The sequence below is a fragment of the Desulfosporosinus sp. HMP52 genome, from assembly GCF_000765145.1.
In the GTDB taxonomy this organism is placed as follows: Bacteria; Bacillota; Desulfitobacteriia; order Desulfitobacteriales; family Desulfitobacteriaceae; genus Desulfosporosinus.
Genome location: NZ_JMGA01000010.1, coordinates 1 through 16,334 on the forward strand (window position 1 = coordinate 1; position 16,334 = coordinate 16,334).

Annotated in this window: 15 protein-coding genes; 5 read left to right on the plus strand and 10 right to left on the minus strand. The window is 43.2% G+C overall.

Going from position 1 to position 16,334, the window contains the following annotated elements; all coding sequences use genetic code 11:
- Positions 1–298: 298 nt before the first annotated feature.
- From obgE to DP73_RS03585, 6 genes are all read right to left on the minus strand, one after another.
- Positions 299–1,567 carry a GTPase ObgE gene (gene obgE / locus DP73_RS03560; RefSeq protein WP_034597473.1) on the minus strand — a complete coding sequence of 423 codons (1,269 nt, stop codon included), beginning with the start codon at positions 1,565–1,567 and terminating at the stop codon, positions 299–301.
- 164 nt (positions 1,568–1,731) lie between these two features.
- Positions 1,732–2,256: a Spo0B domain-containing protein gene (locus DP73_RS03565; protein WP_034597474.1), complete on the minus strand. Its 525-nt coding sequence runs from the start codon at positions 2,254–2,256 to the stop codon at positions 1,732–1,734.
- Between the two features lie 190 nt (positions 2,257–2,446).
- Positions 2,447–2,755, minus strand: a complete 309-nt coding sequence (gene rpmA / locus DP73_RS03570) for a 50S ribosomal protein L27 (protein ID WP_034597477.1) — start codon at positions 2,753–2,755, stop codon at positions 2,447–2,449.
- Positions 2,749–3,195 carry a ribosomal-processing cysteine protease Prp gene (locus DP73_RS03575; protein WP_348982378.1) on the minus strand — a complete coding sequence of 149 codons (447 nt, stop codon included), beginning with the start codon at positions 3,193–3,195 and terminating at the stop codon, positions 2,749–2,751. The genes rpmA and DP73_RS03575 overlap by 7 nt, the downstream gene beginning before the upstream one ends.
- Positions 3,101–3,412 (minus strand): 50S ribosomal protein L21, encoded by a 312-nt coding sequence (gene rplU / locus DP73_RS03580; protein WP_034597479.1) that lies wholly within the window; start codon positions 3,410–3,412, stop codon positions 3,101–3,103. The genes DP73_RS03575 and rplU overlap by 95 nt, the downstream gene beginning before the upstream one ends.
- A gap of 643 nt (positions 3,413–4,055) precedes the next feature.
- Positions 4,056–4,448 (minus strand): hypothetical protein, encoded by a 393-nt coding sequence (locus tag DP73_RS03585; protein WP_034597482.1) that lies wholly within the window; start codon positions 4,446–4,448, stop codon positions 4,056–4,058.
- 490 nt (positions 4,449–4,938) lie between these two features.
- Here DP73_RS03585 and putP point away from each other — a divergent pair, with 490 nt between their 5' ends.
- On the plus strand, positions 4,939–6,408 hold the full coding sequence (putP, locus tag DP73_RS03590; RefSeq protein WP_165574379.1) for a sodium/proline symporter PutP: 1,470 nt from the start codon (positions 4,939–4,941) through the stop codon (positions 6,406–6,408).
- A gap of 138 nt (positions 6,409–6,546) precedes the next feature.
- On the opposite strand, the gene DP73_RS03595 is transcribed toward putP, so the two are convergent.
- Positions 6,547–7,494, minus strand: coding sequence for a hypothetical protein (locus DP73_RS03595; protein ID WP_034597483.1), 948 nt, complete (start codon positions 7,492–7,494; stop codon positions 6,547–6,549).
- A 523-nt stretch (positions 7,495–8,017) separates the two neighbouring features.
- Positions 8,018–9,379, minus strand: a complete 1,362-nt coding sequence (locus DP73_RS03600; RefSeq protein WP_034597484.1) for a DUF5667 domain-containing protein — start codon at positions 9,377–9,379, stop codon at positions 8,018–8,020.
- Between the two features lie 582 nt (positions 9,380–9,961).
- Between DP73_RS03600 and DP73_RS03605 the strand changes: the two genes are divergently transcribed.
- From DP73_RS03605 to DP73_RS03615, 3 genes are all read left to right on the plus strand, one after another.
- Complete coding sequence (locus DP73_RS03605) at positions 9,962–11,305, plus strand: ammonium transporter (RefSeq protein ID WP_034597486.1); 1,344 nt, start codon at positions 9,962–9,964, stop codon at positions 11,303–11,305.
- A 21-nt stretch (positions 11,306–11,326) separates the two neighbouring features.
- A complete protein-coding gene (locus DP73_RS03610) occupies positions 11,327–11,665 on the plus strand; it encodes a P-II family nitrogen regulator (protein ID WP_034597488.1) in 339 nt (112 codons plus the stop codon).
- Between the two features lie 287 nt (positions 11,666–11,952).
- Positions 11,953–13,887, plus strand: coding sequence for a cell wall-binding repeat-containing protein (locus DP73_RS03615; RefSeq protein WP_052090369.1), 1,935 nt, complete (start codon positions 11,953–11,955; stop codon positions 13,885–13,887).
- A 536-nt stretch (positions 13,888–14,423) separates the two neighbouring features.
- On the opposite strand, the gene DP73_RS03625 is transcribed toward DP73_RS03615, so the two are convergent.
- Complete coding sequence (locus DP73_RS03625; protein ID WP_034597492.1) at positions 14,424–15,026, minus strand: hypothetical protein; 603 nt, start codon at positions 15,024–15,026, stop codon at positions 14,424–14,426.
- A gap of 42 nt (positions 15,027–15,068) precedes the next feature.
- Here DP73_RS03625 and DP73_RS03630 point away from each other — a divergent pair, with 42 nt between their 5' ends.
- On the plus strand, positions 15,069–15,383 hold the full coding sequence (locus DP73_RS03630) for a hypothetical protein (protein ID WP_034597493.1): 315 nt from the start codon (positions 15,069–15,071) through the stop codon (positions 15,381–15,383).
- Positions 15,384–15,423: 40 nt separating this feature from the next.
- On the opposite strand, the gene DP73_RS03635 is transcribed toward DP73_RS03630, so the two are convergent.
- Positions 15,424–16,290, minus strand: a complete 867-nt coding sequence (locus tag DP73_RS03635; RefSeq protein WP_034597495.1) for a chemotaxis protein — start codon at positions 16,288–16,290, stop codon at positions 15,424–15,426.
- Positions 16,291–16,334 lie beyond the last annotated feature (44 nt).

A 16,334-nucleotide genomic window follows, 5' to 3' on the forward strand; every position in this document is an offset into this window, starting at 1 on the left:
GGCGGCTTCGATCCACAGGAGTGAACCTCATCGCATGAAGAGGCGGTAAAGCCTAGAAGGATTGGGTGGGAAGCGGAGCCACTGGTTCACCTCAGGTATTACCCAAAGGTTTGGCGAAGCTCCCGCCCAATCCAGTAGGCGAGCCTCGGAGTGCTGAGAACGAAGACACTGCTGCAAGAAGGTTTAACCCGTGCGAAGACAGTGTCTTCGTCGCACGAATTAGCTCGTCTTGCACGGATGTGGACGAAGCCGCCTGACCCTAATGACCTATTTTCAGCCGTAGCGGCATGGAGTTCTACTATACCCAGTCAAAGGTGACCCCGGCGATCTCCACCTTATCTCCTTCATTAATCCCTGCGGCCACCAAGGCAGCATCAATCCCCATAGCCTTTAAGATATTTTGAAAGCGATAAACACTATCCTCTTGATCAAAGAAAGTCATCTTAACATGCTTTTCAATTTCGTCACCTTCAACAATAAAGAGATCGTTTTCTTTGCGAATTTCGAATCGTTTATCAGATTTAACCTTAGTAACCCTGTGTTCATCCGGCAAAGTGACAATTGTCGGTGCCGAGATATCCGGCAGAACCTTTGCAATGTGATAAATTAAATTCTGTAAACCTTCTCCGGTAGCGGCGGATACTGGGAAAATTTCGTAACGGTCCTTAAGTTCCCCCTTCAACCGTTCCAAATTCTCTTCAGCACCGGGAATATCTATTTTGTTAGCCACAACAATTACGGGCCTCTCGGCTAATGCCGGACTATAAAGTTTTAGCTCATCCTGAATAATCCGCAAATCCTCCAAGGGATCCCTTTCTTCCGAACCGGATATGTCTAAGACATGCAAGATTAACCGGGTTCGCTCAGTATGACGTAAAAATTCATGACCTAAGCCAGCCCCCGTGTGAGCACCCTCAATAAGTCCGGGAATATCAGCCATGACAAAGCTTTCCCCATCCTCAACATCCACAACCCCTAAGTTAGGCACCAAGGTGGTAAAATGATAATCCGCAATCTTAGGCTTGGCCGCTGACACTTTAGAAATAATCGTGGATTTCCCCACATTAGGAAACCCAACCAACCCCACGTCGGCCAATAGTTTCAATTCTAAACGGAGCCAATGTTCTTCCCCGGGTTCGCCATTTTCCGAAAGAGTCGGAGCTTTATTGGTATTGCTCATAAACCGAGCATTACCTCGGCCACCTCGGCCGCCGGATGCCACAACCACTCGTTGTCCATGCTCGGTGACATCCGCAATAACTTCCCCTGTCCCATCGTCAAAGATCACAGTCCCCACAGGAATCCTCAAAACTGTATTCTCACCGCTCCTACCACTCATATTTTTAGCCATCCCGTTATCTCCGCGATCAGCCTTATAATGACGGTTATAGCGGAAGTCAACCAAGGTTCTTAAGCCCTCATCCCCGACAAAAACCACATTCCCCCCGCGACCGCCGTCTCCACCGCTGGGACCGCCTTCCGGGACATATTTTTCTCGGCGGAAAGCAACTATACCAGCACCGCCATCTCCGCCTTTAACATAAATCTTCGCACGATCGTAAAACATAGACTAATTCTCCTTAATTCGTATATCATTAAACCTTGGGCTTAGAATTAAACCCATAGTTTAGTTTCTTCTAATCGCTTCTTCAGCTTCATTTCCACTTAGACAGTAGAGTCTACAGGATAGATTGCCTACTCCAAATGGTTGTATCCCAGACGTAATTTACTTTAACCTAAGGTAATCACTTTGTCACAGAGAATGGTCTCCTCATCAGATAGCATGAACTGACAAGTTAACCCTCTCGGTTCATCAAACAGATATATTTCAGCAGTCAAGCCTTTTACCCCGCTAGACTGAATGACGTTGGCCATGCATTCAGTAGTGTACCCGTATAACCCTCCTGCATATTCTTCCCGCCAATGATCTTTCCAAAAGTCTTTTTCTTTCATCTCGCTGGGAAAATCAATGGTTGTATCAACTTTAGCTTGCTCAAGACGAATTATAAAACCTAAAAGAATCGCCCCTACAGAAGGTTCGGTGATTTGCGCTATCTTCTGCTCTTCCGGCGATATGGGAACAGACTGTTGCATGTAGGTAAGGGCTTCCGACGGCCGATTAAGCTGCAAATTGCCCATAATCACTTGCCAGTGATTCAGGAAGTCATGCCTCTGAAGGCGATACCAATATAACATTTCTGACAAAAGAACTTGTTCTACCTCAGACATAGTCATCGTTTTCCTCTCTTCTCTCATATTTAAGGTCCTCTAAACTATAACCAAAGAAAAATATGTAATAAAAAGTAGAGCTCGAACTAATCCTAACTGTACATACAACGAACTATATAGTCACAATGTTCTCAATATACTGGATCGCCTAGGCATATATTCTAAACTATACACGAAAAACCCCTGGGGATTTCCCAGGGGTAACGTTTGAGACAGCTTATTGGGCGATAGCCACCGGCATTTTCGGGCGCTCGGCATAAACGCTTACTTGTTTGTGAGTACGATCTTTATGTTCGAATTTAACATAACCATCGATTAAAGCAAACAAGGTGTCATCTTTACCCAGACCACAGTTTTTAGCGGGATGAAACTTCGTTCCACGTTGACGTACGATAATCGTACCAGCTTTAACGAATTGTCCGTCACCACGTTTTAAGCCCAGACGTTGAGCATTACTATCCCGACCGTTTCGCGAACTACCTACCCCTTTTTTATGGGCAAATAATTGCAGGTTCATTTTTAGCATGGAGTCCACCTCCTTCGATCAATTAATATATACTTTTCACTATAATCAGCTTGTATTTGTTCAATACCTAACACCATCGTCTGCAAAATCAGCTGTGCTTTCTCTAAATCCTGCTCAGCCTCTCCTATAAGCTGACAAAAGATATATCCATCCCTCGCCTCTACTTTAGGAGCAACCGTCAAGAAACGTTCCAGCCCATTGACAGCCGCGATACTCAGTGCAGAAACCCCTGCACAAATAATATCCTGACCTTCTTCTGCATACCCGGCATGTCCGGACAACTCGAATTCTCGAATCTGCCCTTGGTCATTCTCCCACACTACTAGGCGAATACCGTCTTGACCCTTACGCTTGGAGTGCCTCGACGACAACTTTCGTGTAGGGTTGACGATGCCCTTGTTTGCGTCGATAGTTTTTCTTGGCTTTGTATTTGAAGACAATAATCTTCTCCCCTTTACCGTGCTCCACAACCTTCAGCACTGCTGTAGCACCTGCTACAACTGGGGTACCAACACTCACCGAACCGTCTTTTTCTACGAGGAGAACCTGATCAATCGTTACGGCATCTCCAACATTAGCATCCAATTTTTCAACGTAAATAACGTCGCCTTCTTGAACACGGAACTGCTTACCACCTGTTTCAATAACTGCGTACATTTTTGTTACACCTCCCGTTACCCTAGACTCGCCGTTGCAGGTCGATTTCAGTAAAGAAACCCGTTAATACCTGATTAGAGCGGTTGCGGTGAGAAGTCACCACATTTAGATATTTTAGCATTTAAGCACGAGAGTTGTCAACTACTTAATAGTAAAGGATCTAATTACCTAGACCTCCGGTTTATCTACGGCATAATTATCGGAACATTTTTACATTATTGTAACAATAGAACGAACTAGGGTAACAGTAGCATAATAACTTCTGTATATATGCACTCTTCTGCCGAAAATATTGGTATTTGAAGGTTAAATTCCCCCTTTAAGCAGGTCTCGTCCAATGCCAATTTAAAGGAATAAGATTATTTCTGGAGAATACTATAATACCATAAATTGTAAGGAGTTGAGTGATATGCCCTGGAAGCAATACAAATCTTCCTCGTTCCATTTGCCGACACGTCAAGAACTTATAATTGTTGCGGCTTCTAGCGCCATCTGTGTTATCATAATTGCCTTTTTTCTTCTAACAACCTAACCAAATAGGATTTCCATTACTTTACCCTATAAAGAAATATATTTTTGGCCTATCATCTCTCTTAGTGCTAATAATATATTTTACAACCAATAAATTTATCTTACTACTATACTATAAGCGCCTTTTTAGCTTCTTTAGCCCATAAACCCCAACTACGATTACCAGATAAATCCCAAAGGCAACCAGAAAGCCCCATAAACCTTCTACGATATCTTGAAATTCCATATTACCACGCCCGGTAACCTTTTGCCCAATCTCGATGGCAAAAACAAGCACCACCAATACCGTAAAGGTATAGATAAAGGAAATCGCCGTTAAACTATACTTAACAAGATACTTGAAAAGCTTATGTACAACGAGAAACAGCAGGATCCCAATAATTCCTATCACCAAAAAATGCAGCTGTTTATCGTTAACTTTAAACCCCATAAACTTTGTCAGCGAGATTAACGTATCGTGGAAATAATTCATGATGCTGGTAATAAATTTTAAAGCGTTACCCATTATTGATTCCCCCAAGATCTTAACTAACCTGAATTAACAACCATTCTTAAGCAAAGCATTCTTTAACAGTCTATGCAGCTAAACAGCCTTAAGCTCCTTACTGGAGCTTATTTTTATGCCTTTAGCCCTTGTTCACCATTAGCGTGCCGCTTAGCGGCTCGCATCACTATCTATTATACCATCTTTTGGATAATTCTAAGGTCTTTAGTACTATACTCTAAAAAAACTCCAAAACACTCTTAAGCATAATAGACCTAAAGACAGGGCGGCTTCGATTCACAGAAGTGAACCCATTGCATGGAAGGCGGTAAGGCCTACAAAGCTTGGGTGGGAAGCGAGCCACAGGTCCCCTCTCGCATGAAAGGACTACTCTCTAATCTTTTTCGTAAGTAGCGAGCATAATACTTCAGATGTCTTTTTCCGCCTATCACTTATATGGTACAATAACCTAGCCCAAAGCAAAATCTATTCAGCATAATTAAGGGGGAGAATCAGCTTGGAATCATTAATCGCCATTATTATTTACATGCTAGGAATGTTAGGGATTGGTTACTACTCCTACAGAAAAACCACAGATCTATCAGATTACATGCTGGGAGGACGAAATCTTGGCCCTGCGGTAACGGCTTTAAGCGCCGGGGCCTCGGATATGAGCGGTTGGCTGATGTTAGGACTTCCCGGCGCAATGTTTGCCCAAGGAATCAGCGCCTCCTGGATCGTCATTGGCCTCACCCTGGGAGCCTATCTGAATTGGCTTTATGTTGCTCCTCGTCTGCGCACCTATACTGAACTAGCCAATAATTCTATCACAATCCCGGCCTTTATCGGTAATCGATTTGAAGACAGCTCCAGAATCCTCAGACTGGTGTCAGGCTTTGTCATTATTGTCTTTTTTACCTTTTATGTATCTTCCGGCCTTGTATCCGGTGCAGTTCTATTTCAAAACTCTTTTAACGTTGATTACCATGCCGGACTATGGGTTGTGGGAGGAGTCGTTGTAGCTTATACCCTATTCGGCGGTTTCTTAGCCGTCAGTATCACTGACTTTGTCCAAGGCCTCATTATGGTCACCACCCTGGTCATGGTTCCGCTGATTACAATTCAAGCATCCGGAGGATTCCAGACATCCATCAATACCATTCATAGCCTTAATCCAGCCTACCTAGACTTCTTCAAAGGTACAACAGTCCTGGGAATAATCTCCCTCTTCGGGTGGGGATTAGGCTATTTCGGGCAGCCCCATATCATTATTCGTTTCATGGCTATCTCTTCCATCAAGGAACTGGTCAAGGCACGCCGTATTGGGATGACTTGGATGATCTTCTCAGTGGTTGGTGCCATGTTTACCGGACTAATAGGAATTGCTTATTTTGCTAACCAGGGCATAACTCTGGCAGATCCTGAAACTGTTTTTCTCGAACTAGGTAAGTTACTTTTTCATCCAATCATCACTGGGTTCCTGCTGGCTGCCATCTTAGCAGCCATCATGAGCACTATTTCTTCTCAGCTCCTGGTTACCTCAAGTTCCTTAACAGAAGATTTATATGGCCTGTTTCGACGTAATGCCTCGGATAAAGAATTGGTCTTAGTGGGTCGTCTTTGTGTCTTGATGGTTGCTGTTGTCGCCATACTGATAGCCTATCAGCGTAATGAAACAATTCTAAACTTAGTCGGTTACGCCTGGGCAGGCTTCGGTGCATCCTTTGGACCGGTCATCATCTTAAGCCTATATTGGAAACGAATGAACAAATGGGGTGCTTTAGCCGGCATGATCGCCGGTTCCGGCACAGTCATTCTTTGGACCCGCTTCCCCTTCCTAAAAAACGCCCTCTATGAATTAGTACCGGGATTTTTCGCTTGTCTAGTTGCTATTGTTCTAGTCAGTTTGCTGACGGGAAAACCCTCTGCTAAGATGGAATCCGAGTTCGAGCTTTGTAAGCAAAATACGGATTTGTCTTAGATTAAGCAACATAGTTACACGCTGTCATTCTTTAATCTCTAAAGCAACCAGAGACATCCTTAAACAAAACTTAGGACGGTTAATTAGTTCCTATAACGGAACTGATTAACCGTCCTAACCTTTTAATGGGTTATCTCTCTACTTCTTCCCAAACACAATCTCCAGCTTATTAAGCTCACCCTTTGGCTGATCCCCGGTGATCACCAGATCGGCTTCAACGACAAAGTTCCCATGAGAGTTCTGAATAGCCCCTTCCAGATTCCACTTTGTCCAGTTCGTATCACCAATTAGAACCGTATCACCCAGACTCTTGCCATTAACTTTAATGTTCTCCAGTTTCACCACTGAGTCAGATTCACGGTTCAAAAGCATCAATTGAATAGCATCGAAGTCGGCATCCTTCAAAGTATTATACTCTGCCAGATACTCATATTCAGCATTCAATTCAACCCAAACCTTCCCGTCTTCTGAATCATAGCCGAAACGCACCTTATTTCTCTGTTCCCAGTCTCCAAGGGGGTTCTCATCCTCTGTCGTGGTACCACGATAGAAATCTATCTGAGTACGGTTGGTTGTACCCAGTTTCTCCTGGGCATTGGTCAGATAGACTTCCGCCCCGCTAGCTTGGTTATTAAAGTTCAAAAATCTAACTGCACCATAGGTTGTCTCTAGCGCTTTGTTTGTAGTATTTAGATGTAGGGACTTAGTTTCGTCAACCTCGTCAACCTCTTCCAGACTCTCAATAGAATAATTTAAACGTTTTACGATATTCCCCCCGCGATTGATGACATTAATGATGACCGTATCTCCATTGGCTAAGTTCCCGTTATCTTCCCCGCTTGCCAATACGTAATCAAAGACCGGGTTATTATCAATAATCTTAATAACCTGGCCCTCTTCATTATTTCCTTGCAGCTCAACCTTGAACCGACTCCACTTAGCATTCATTTGGGAACTTTGATAATGTTTATTCTCATGATTCTTCATCTTTGCTAAGTCATCCAATCCTTTGGCCTGTACTGCTCCAGGCAATGCTAACAAGGAAACTAAGGCAAGGGGTACTATTCTGGAAATAACTTTTTTCACGTACTATACCTCCCTTAAAATCTTACGAGGCGGGATCTAAAGGATTAAGCCTCTTAGTAAGTATTTCGAACTTCGCCGACTGTTTTAAGGGGGGTATCATGATTTTATTTCCATTAAAAACCAAGACATTACGACTTTAAGACCTATACTTTCCTTCAATAACTTAAAATACATTGTACACCAACTAAATTCCACTAATATCTTCAGGGGATATCTCGAGATTAACGTTCGATTGATCACTTGTACCATAAATTGAAATCATGTAGCCGGATTCCAGGTCACTGTTGATCCCCTTCTGGGTGATACCTTTCTAGACTGTCTGGATGAATTCTGGCTTTGAGAGATAAGTACGCTGACTAAAGGATAAATCCTTTAACCGTGTAACCGAATAACCGGATGGCTCCTAAGATACTTAAATCCCCCAACCTATAATTGGGGGATTTAAGCGTTCCTTGTTTAGTTCGTTAAGATCCTTCTTAGTTATCTCAGCACAATACTCTCACCACTATAAGTGGGTGGAGGTTTATCGATCCTTACCTCCTGATTTTTCCCCTTTGGAACTCTCTTTCGGGGCCTTTTGAGTTTTCTCTGCACTTTGCTTCTGAACCGAGTTACTTGAACTTGTCTCTTTTTCTTTTAACCCACTCTCTTCCTCTGCCTTAAGCTTGGAGTCTTGTACTTTTTGATCTTCAGTCTGTTTTTGTTCCGGAGCTTTAGTATCCCTCTTCCCTTTATCTTCTGACTCACCTTTAAGTTCTTCTTTAGGAGAAGCTTTCTTTTCCACTTCATCCTTCAACTGCAGTTCTTGGGCCTTCTGCTTGCTCATCTCCGCTGCTGCCTTAGCCTCAGTTTTAGGCTCTGCTTTTACTTTAATTGCTTTACTGTCTGCATTTTGCATGATAGATTTTGAACTGTTTTTGCCTTTTGCAGCACTCGTATCCGTTACGGTCATGATAGCCATGGTATTGAGCTCTGAACCTGAAACAACTTCAATAGCGTCTTGCCCTTCTTCCACTGTCCCATCTTCCTGAAGGTCGAGAGTTTCCTCAAGGCCTTCGAGAACTGCTGCATCTTCTTCCGTTAACTCACTTTCCTCTAACCCCTTAGTCGCTTTTCTTAATTCTTTAGCGACCTTTAGTTGATCCTTTTTCTCCATTTTGGTAATGCTTTTTTCCATAGACCGAACAACATTTAAGGCCACCTTTTGAGCCGCCTGAGGTGGCAGTTTATCTATAAGACCACCAAGGGTTTGAATATTATTGGCATGAGTTTTACTCAGGGCAGCCTCAAGTTTATCTATGGTCTCAGACTCTGTTTCAGTGAGTGAGGCCAGAAAGGCTTGGGCTTCAGTAACTTTTTCGGAGTAGGCTGTAAGGGCAACTTCAGCTTCTTCGGCATTTCCCTCTTCAATTAGCGCCCCTGCTTCGGCAATCCTCTCCAGAGCCTGATCCGCTAAAAGCTCTGTCTTCTTAGCAGGATCAAAGGTCAGGGCAACTTGGAGTTTCTCAACTAATGTGGTCAACCAATAAAATGGCGAATCCGGCAGAGTTCCTGGTATTACCTCTTCTCCGTTTTCATCCAGCACCGGAGGGAGATCCTCTTCATTTTCTGAGCTGTCGGGAACCTCACCCGTGTCAGTATCTGTTGAAGTATCAGGTACGGTATTCCCCTCTGTCTCTTCGGTCACTTCAGAATCTGTGGTAGTATCCTCATTAGAACTTGGTTCAACTACTTCTTCAGTTGTCTCCACAGGGGTAGGTTCCAGAATTTCTTCAGAAGTGCTTTGCTCAACTACTGTTTCTGCTAAAACTAATGGGGCGCTGAGGGGCATAACGCAAAGAGATAGGGTTAAAGCCATTGCTATCTTCTTACCTAATATTTTCATCCTATTCACTCCCTTTAATAAATAAAAAAAATAAATGATAAATTAATAATTCTATCTTTTTTTGCATTATACTATTTTCTCAAATACTCCCACAAGCATATTTCCTCTTATCGGGACCTATGGACTAGCAGAAAGGTACTTTCAACCCATTAATTTAATATATAAGTAGTTATATTTGGGAATTTAGTTACAAACTTAAATTAAAAAGCAGGTTAAGGTGAGGTTGTATTTTAATTAACGCATAAATAGCGAATATTTACCAGAAAACAACCTTTTACTGTAAATAACCCTCACAGCTTTAAGTATCTTCCTAAAGGTATGAGGCAAACAACTAAGAATACAGAATTCACACCGAAAACCTATTTCCCATTCACTCCAGAAGTGCTACTATAGAGTCAACACAGCGATAGCTTTTAAAACGCATTGAGGTCAATGACGCCCTCAGGGAAACCTGAGGGCATTTATGTTTTTAAGGCTATGTTTATAAGGTTAAGGATAGGCAATGGCGCCATGGGTTGAAGTACTGCAACCTTGGCGCTTTTTGTTTACCATAAAATTTAGAAGTTGAAAGGAGCAAGAAAAATGAAAACAAGTCTTAGGAAAAATGGAATTTTTCTCGGAATATTTACAGCATTGCTGCTGGCAATCCCCGGTATCGCCTTAGGAGCTGAACCCAGCGTTGAAAGCAACGCCGTCGCCATTGATACCATCTGGACTTTAATTGCCGGATTTCTGGTCTTCTTTATGCAAGCAGGATTTGCCATGGTTGAAGCAGGCTTTACTCGGGCAAAAAACGCCGGAAATATCATTATGAAGAACCTTATGGACTTTTCCATCGGCTCATTAATTTACTGGCTCTTCGGATTTGCCATTATGTTTGGCGTTGACCAAGCAGGGCTTTTCGGCACAACGGGTTTTGGTATGTCGGACACCTTTGAACACTTGGGATTATCCATTCCTCTTCCCGCTTTCCTTCTCTTCCAAACTGTTTTTGCAGCAACTGCAGCAACCATCGTTTCCGGAGCCATGGCTGAACGCACTAAATTTATGTCCTATATAGTTTATAGCTTTGTCATCAGTGCCGTGATCTACCCTGTTGTCGGCCACTGGATCTGGGGCGGGGGCTGGTTAATGGAACGAGGAATGATCGACTTCGCAGGCTCCACAGTGGTGCACTCCGTCGGCGGATGGGCAGCCTTGATTGGCGCACTTCTCATCGGACCCAGGGTAGGCAAATACAGTAAAGACGGTAAATCCCACGCTATTCCCGGACACAATATTACCTTGGGCGCTCTTGGCGTATTTATCCTCTGGTTTGGCTGGTTTGGCTTTAACCCCGGAAGCACTCTCTCCGGAACCAATCCGGACATCGGAAAAATCGCCTTAAACACTAACCTGGCTGCAGCAGCGGGAGCCACCGTGACTATGATCTTTACATGGATCAAATATAAAAAGCCGGACGTTTCCCTCACTTTAAACGGTGCACTAGCCGGTTTAGTGGCAATTACCGCAGGATGTCTGGCAGTAGATCCTTTGGGAGCAGCTATTATCGGTTCCTTCTCCGGTATCCTTATCGTCTTATCCGTTGAGTTCATTGATCAATTCCTAAAAATCGACGATCCGGTGGGGGCTATCTCCGTACATGGAGTCTGTGGAAGTTTCGGGACAATAATGGTGGGATTCTTCGCAGTAGATGGAGGACTCGTCTACGGAGGAGGAACAGCTTTACTAATCACCCAAATCATCGGTGTAGCCTCAGTCTTCGCATGGACCGCCGTTACTTCACTTATTCTCTTCGGCATCATCAAAGCAACCCTGGGCTTAAGGGTTACTGAAGAAGAAGAAATCAGAGGCCTAGATATCGGCGAACACGGTATGGAAGCCTACTCAGGCTTTGAGATGAAAGCACCCTCAATAAATATCTAAACGTCAGGTCAGGTATTGTCTATGAAAAAAATCGAATGTATTGTTCGTCCCCAAAAACTTGAAACCATCCAAACTTCCATCCGTCGGTTAGGAATTAGAGGGATGACCCTCACCAACGTACTTGGATGTGGTCTACAAAAAGGACGAACCGAGGTTTACCGTGGCTATACCCTAACGAATAACTTTTTTCTGAGAACAAAGATCGAGATAGTGGTTACAGATGATATGGTCAACCAGATCGTAGAAGTAATCAGCAAAGAGTCCTACACCGGGGAAATCGGTGATGGTAAAGTATTTATTTCCAATGTTGAGAACGCTTTAAGAATCCTATCCGGAGATTCCGGAAAATACGCAATTTGATAGGTTCAATCTTAGAGGGCGCCTGCGGACGCCCTCTAAGTTATTTCTCTAAGACATCATGTATGCGCTCTAGGGCACTCCGTTCTTCAAGCTGCGTAGAATTAAGATACTACCTTCTGTAAAGAGAACATCTTCATGATGAACCTCGATCTCTTTTTACACTTAGACATACACACATACAACTCTTTTTCCCCACTTACGACAATGAATTAATCAAATGCTAAGATTAAAGGGAGGATTTAGTCATTATTTAGAGAAATACTTAGGAAAAGGAGGACGATCATTTAATGATGAGAAAACAACGAAAGTTTAGCTTTCTGAATCCTACAAAGAAAAACTTCATACTATCCCTTTTCCTTATCAGCTTATTTCTGTTCACCTGCCCGCTAATAGCCAGCGCATCCACGTCCACAGTACGAATTGCCGGCTATGATAGATATCAGACCGCTGCTGCCATCAGTCAACAAGGCTGGCCAGATGGGGCTGATGCAGCCATTCTCGCTTATGGCGAGGATTTCCCGGATGCCTTGAGTGCCGGACCATTAGCACACAAGTACAACTCGCCCATACTTTTAACCGATTCCTATACCTTAAACAGTGACACGGCGGCTGAGTTAAAACGGCTGAAAGTAAAGAAAGTCTATATCATCGGAGGCCAAGCAGTTATCTCCAACGAAGTTCAAAAACAGCTTACTGCCATGAAAATTCCCACTGAACGCCTTGCCGGCCAGGATCGCTATGAAACCGCCCTAATCGTTGCTCAGGCAGTTGGCTTAAGCAAGGGAGCCTTTGTAACAACCGGTATGAATTATCCCGATGCTTTATCCATCGGCCCCATTGCCGCAGCCAATGAAATGCCCATTCTCCTGGTACCGCCGACTGAGCTTACCCCCACTCAAAAGGATTTTTTATCGAAAAACAAAATCTCTTCCGCTATAATTGTTGCAGGCTATTATGACCTTAGTGACAATGTGCTCAACCAGTTTCCTGAAAACGAACTAATCTCCGGTTATGACGCCTATGATCGAAATATTAAGCTGATCAAACGATTTTCCGGTGATCTGAATTTAGACACAGTCTATGTCTCAACAGGTGGGGGCTTTTCTGATGCTCTAGCCGCCTCTGCCCTAGCGCAAAAAGAAAAGAACCCTATTATCCTGCTTCAGGGCAACACAATTCCCTACTCCACCCTTCCCTTTATCCAGTCCAGGCTAATCTCAAAATTTTTCATCTTAGGGGGTACAAGTGTTATCAGCAGTTCAACAGAATCTGCCCTGGCTGAACTTCCCGCTGAAATTGAGTCAGTAGCTGACGTTACCGACAGTATTATCGAGCAGCAAAAATACGAACCCCCGAAGACCGTTACGGCAACTAAATCGGACGGATCCACAGAAGAGATTCCGGTGACCTGGACCCTTTCCTCTGTGCAAACCTTAAAGTCAGGCACCTACCGATTCGAAGGCAGGGTAAAAAACTATAGCGACAGCGTCTTTTTGAAATTAACAATCTATCCAAAGGCCTCCAAAGCCGAGAACATTACTGCCGAAATCATCCTGGGAGAATCCTATGATTTCCCGGAAACTGTCGAAGTAGCCATGAGCGACGGCAGCTCAGAAACCTATCCGGTGACTTGGAACACGAAGATTGTTCCCTTGAACAAAGCAGGCAGCTACTCCTTTCAGGGAACCATTGAGGGCCTAACCCAGAAACTAACTCTTACTCTAAAAGTCTCTGAAGATGCCAAAATCACTTTTACCGACCCGGAATTGCATTCAGCCGTAAGGCGCAAGTTAAGCAAGAGCAGCTCTGAATCAATCTATAAAAGTGATGTTTTGGATATCACATCCTTAAACTTCCGCAATGATGACATTACGGATCTAACCGGATTAGAGTATTTCGTTAACTTAAAAACTCTGGATGTTGGTAATAATCAACTGACTAAAATTGCCGCTCTTAGTAAGCTGAAAAACCTTAGAACTTTGAAGCTCAATGATAATGGTCTTAAGGATGTCAGTGCTCTAAAAACCTTAACCTCCCTGACCTACTTGGATATATCTGATAACTATATTACAAACTTCACACCCCTGAAAGGTTTGACCCAATTAACCACTCTTTACTTAGATGATAATGAACCCTTCGATGATGTAGATGGATATACTCCTGATTACAGCCCAATCCGAGCTTATTATGATAATCTGGACAAGAAGGATTTTAGTCTCTAGAGTGTAGAGACTGAAACAACTGGCTCTAAAGACTACCATAGCCCCATTATGTACATTCTAGGGATGTAGCATAATGGGGCTATTTGTATTAAATTTACATATTCTTCTAGAGGCCTACATATGCTGAAACAGCTAGACAAAACCCTAAAGCCGAAAGGAGTGCATAGGTCTGTCTGCTTCAGAATATCCCGCTTCGAAATCCTTGCAAAGCTCTCAATCAAATCTAAAGTCCCTTAAGAGTCAAATCATTACGTCAACATTAGTTTTGCTGATTTTAAATATTATTGATGTCGAACTAACTCTATGGGGTATTAATCTCCACCTAATAACTGAAGGAAATCCCCTTATGCAACCGCTTATTGAGATGAACCCCAACTACCTTCGAAGCTTTAAACTGTTATTGCCTATTATCTTAGGGACAGCTTGTTGGTGGACAAAGGACAAGTCCCGCAGGTTGATCATCTATGGAATGGGCCTAAGCATAACAGTCTATTCCTTCATAATGCTGCTTCATGCCCATTGGATCTTCAAATCAATCATTCAATAGTAACCGAACTCTTAACTTGCTGCTCCACATTATTCTGGGTTACATAATTGATTTCCAGCTCAAACCTTTGCCCCTTCATAAACTTGAAAGTATCCCGACCACTTTCACTTTCCAGTTCAGAAAGGTATAAGTCAAAATCTGCTACCCCCTCAACGGTAAACCCATTGTCAGCTTGAGGCAAGATTACCTTACCACTGTTATCTAAAACTGCTAATAAATATCCATTGATCGAAAGATTCTTATTGTAAATCCAGCCCCATTTCAGAGACTTACCAAATTCTGAATACCTGATCCAGATAGATTTTACCCCTGCCTGTGTCCCAAAGGGCACGGTTATATGAAAGTGTCCATCAGGTTTCGTATCAACCTTTACCTCATTAGGACTTAAGACATCCTGATCTACTCCTATCCATTTAAAGGAGACAGCCGTCAATTGTTGCGGAGCACTGATTGGAGTTTGCGAGGCTGATGCTTCAGACTCTGCTGGCGAAGTATCAGAATTTGCAGTTGTTGGAGCTTCAGATTTTGAACCACTACACCCAACCAGTGAAAAGGTTACTAAGATTAGGACAAGTATCCTTAGGATTTTCATTTAACTCACCTCAACCTTCCTATAAAGGTCTCCCCCAAAAAATTGATAGACCCGAAAGACAGGGCGGCTTCGATCCACAGTAGTGAACTCATTGCATGGAGAGGCAGTAAGGCCTACAAAGCATGGGTGGGAAGCGTAGCCAGTGGTTCACCTCAGGTATTACCCAGAGGTTTGGTGAAGCTCCCGCCCATGCGAGTAGGCGAGCCTCGGAGTGCTGAGTACGAAGACACTGTCTTCGCACGAATTAGCTGGTCTTGCACGGATGTGGACGAAACCGCCCAGCCCCGAGCGACCCTATTTTCATCCTCTGATGGTGCCACCTTAGCAACGGCATTTCAGGCTCCTCAGAATCATTAACCCATAAGGCATCGGGATAACCCGATGCCTTTAGTCATCCCTATCTTAAATTGATCACAAGCTCCACCAGTTTCTCAATTTCCGGCTTAGTAATTTGTGCATCAGCACCAACACTTAAACCCTTATGGGCCAACCCTTCACTAGCGATTGAGGAGAATAAAATAACCGGAATATCTTTCAATTTGGGATTAGTTTTTATTTGCTTAGTTAGAGTCAGACCATCCATCACAGGCATTTCAATATCAGTAATGACACAATATATTTCATCGACAGAACTCTGCTCCAGAAAATCAAGGGCATCCTGCCCATTGCCGAATTTCTCTACGGTTGCCCCGGCTTTGACCAAGGATTCATTAACTACTTTTAACAAGAATGTAGAATCCTCAGCCACCACAAGTTTTTTCCCTTCTAACCCTTTAATAGCCCTTGATTCCTTTAGAGCCAGGGAAGGGTCGATATCTGAAAGAATCTTTTCAAAATCCAACATTAAAATAATCTCATCATTTGCTTTGACAATTCCGGTTATCGGAGTTTCATTCTGACTAAGCAGAATTGAGGAGGGGGTCTCTATATCCTTCCAGGAAAGACGTCTGATCCCACTGACAGAACTTACTTCCACAGCAAAATCACTGTTATTAATATTTATCAGGATTAAGAGTCTCTCCTTCGATTGCTTGGGACATTCTTGCTTAAGAGTTTTAATTAAGTCCAAGACAGGGATGACTCGCCCCCTGTAGTTAATGACACCGCTTATATTTCCATTAGAATTTGGCACCTCAGTCACTGGTTGGTATGTAAGAATACATTCAACCTTAGCCACATTTACCCCTAATGTGCTGCTTCCAACTTTAAAAATCACGATCTCTAACTCATTAATACCGCTTTCTAAAAGTATATCTTGCTTCAAACAAACTCCCCCTTAATATCTGCAACGTCCGACAATCTTCGATT